The 2,483-nt window shown below is 67.7% G+C and carries 1 protein-coding gene; it reads left to right on the top strand.

Annotated features, from left to right (window positions below; translation table 11 throughout):
• Nucleotides 1–621: 621 nt before the first annotated feature.
• The coding region (locus RTN46_RS16910) for a TPM domain-containing protein (RefSeq protein ID WP_312183201.1) at nucleotides 622–2,483 on the top strand (1,862 nt) is incomplete at its 3' end.

Below are 2,483 nucleotides of genomic sequence, written 5' to 3'. Positions count from 1 at the left end.
TCCTGCGGGGGCGTTCCAGCAGCCGGCGCGCCGCCGCTGCCTGCCGGGCCGGGGCCCGGGGTCCCAGACGTGCCCGGTTGCGGCGAGCCGGGAGCGGGTGCACCGCTGTGCTGCCCAGTCCAGTCGGCGCTGCCGCCGTTTCCTCCCGGTGCAGAGTGAGCGCCTCCGCCGGCGGGAAGCTGGGTAGTTTCCGGCGCAGCCGGTTCCGGAGTGTCGGCTCCCGGGGCGCTGGAAGACGGCGGAGCCGGCGGCCGGGGCGGCAAAGGCCGCTGCGGTCCCTCACTGCCCCCATAGTGCTCAGTCATATGGGCCGTCCTTTCAAGAATTCGCTTTACCCACAAGTATCGACCTATTCACTATGACAGGGGAGTCTGTGATGCAGGCTGGAGGAATCTGGATGCTTGCTGGGAGTTTCCCGAATGGCGCGTCGGCGGGCAGGCCGGCCTGCCGCCGTCGTCCTGCCTAGTCAGCCGCCGATATCCCGGCCAACGTCCAGTTACATCGGATACGGTTTCGTGGTGGACGGGCGCTCTGGCCACCCATAGAATCAATGCCATATCCGCCCTGCAGCCCACCGGCAAGACCACCACATGCAGTTCAGCGACAGACAGAGGATTATTTATGCGGTTGAGGACGAAGCGGTTTGCGGCCGTGCTGGCTCTGAGTGCGCTGGCGGTGCTGGCTCCGTCCACGGCGTATGCAGAGCCGCCGGTGAGCATTCCCCCGGGCCAGTTCCTAATGGATACCAACGATTCCCTGGACGGCAGCACGGGTGAAGTCCAGCAGGCCATCACGGACGTGCAGCGCAGCAGCGGCTACACACTCTATGTCGTGTACGTGGACAGCTTCACCGACCCCGCCGACCCGGCAGCCTGGGCGCAGGACGTCGTGACGGAGAAGGGCATGGGCTCCAAGGAGGCCCTGCTGAGCGTCGCGACCGTTGACAGGAAGCTGCAGGTTTCCACTGGCGACCAGTCCGTCCTCACCCAGGACAAGCGCAACGCGATGATCGAGGCGGCGCAGGAACCGCTGCTGGGGGTGCAGGACATTAGCTCCGAGGAATGGGCAGCCTCCGCCGTCAACGCTGCCAAGTCCCTGGAAGACATCGCTGGGGGTGGCAGCGGGAAAGTCTCCACGGGCGGTGCCAGCCTGCTCCCCGCCTTCATCGTCGCCGGTGTTGTGCTCGTGGGTGCCTTCACCGTCTTCGCCCTGATGCGCAGCCGCTCGCGGAAGCGCGGTGCGATCACTTCGGCCCAGGACACGGCACCGAAGGATCCGCTGGACGCCATGAGTGTGGCAGAGCTGCGCAAGCGGGCCGGCAGCCTGCTCATCGCGGCCGACGACGCGATTAAGTCCAGCGAACAGGAACTCGCGTTCGCGGCGGCCCAATACGGGGACGACGCCGTCTCCACGTTCACCGACGACCTCGCCGTCGCCCGCGCCCATATGGGCGAGTCCTTCAAGATGCAGCAGCAGCTCGACGACGAGATTCCCGACACCGAGGAGCAGCAGCGCACCTGGCTGAAGGACATCATCCGGCGCTGCGAAGCGGTCAATACTTCCCTCCAGGCCCACAAGGAGGACTTCGACGCGCTGCGCGAACTGGAGCGGAACGCGCCCAGCGCCCTTGCCTCAGTCCAGGAATCCGCCCGGGCAGCCGCTGCCCGGCTCGACTCCGCGCAGGCGGCCCTGGACGGGCTCAGCACACGGTACAGCGACTCCGCGCTGGTTCAGGTCCGCGACAACATTGAACAGGCAACCGAACGCCTGGCCTTCGTGGAGAACGCGGCAACCACCGCGGAGGAAAAACTCAGCAGCGGCGATACCTCCGCTGCAGTACTTGCCGTACGGGCAGCCGAGGAAAGCCTGCACCAGGCGAACGTCCTCGTTGATGCCATTGACCGTACCGGAGCGGGCCTCGATACAGCCGCGGCGGAACTCGACCGGGCGGTAGCCGACGCACGGCAGGATCTGGCCCAGGCACGGGCTTTCGCCCAGGGTGGGGCCCAGGCCTCGCTCGGCGGTCCGATCGCCGGCGTCGAACAGGCGCTGGAAGCCGTCGAGGACGCACGGCGCGGCAAGTTCGACCCGGTGGACCTGCTCGGCCGGCTCGAGTCTTCCAACGCCCAGCTCGATGCTGCGCTTGAAGGCCTGCGCGACCGCCAGGAGCAGGAACGCCGGGCCCGGGACGCCCTGCAGCACACCATCATGTCGGCGCAGGCCCAGATCGCTGGAACCTCCGACTACATCCGTGCCCGCCGTGGCGGGGTGGGCAGTGAAGCCAGGACCCGTTTGGCCGAAGCGGAACGCAACCTCCAGCAGGCCATCGCAGTGCAGTCCTCGGACCCGGTCAGCGCACTTGCCTACGCCCAGCAGGCCAATGCCCTGGCGGCGCAGGCCTCCGAAATGGCCCGCCAGGATGTCGACGGTTTCGGCGGCATGGGCGGCTGGGGCGGTGGCGGCGGCGGCGGAATGTACGGCGG

Source organism: Arthrobacter sp. (assembly GCF_031988865.1).
In the GTDB taxonomy this organism is placed as follows: Bacteria; Actinomycetota; Actinomycetes; order Actinomycetales; family Micrococcaceae; genus Arthrobacter_B.
This window is presented reverse-complemented; position numbering and strand designations above follow the sequence as displayed.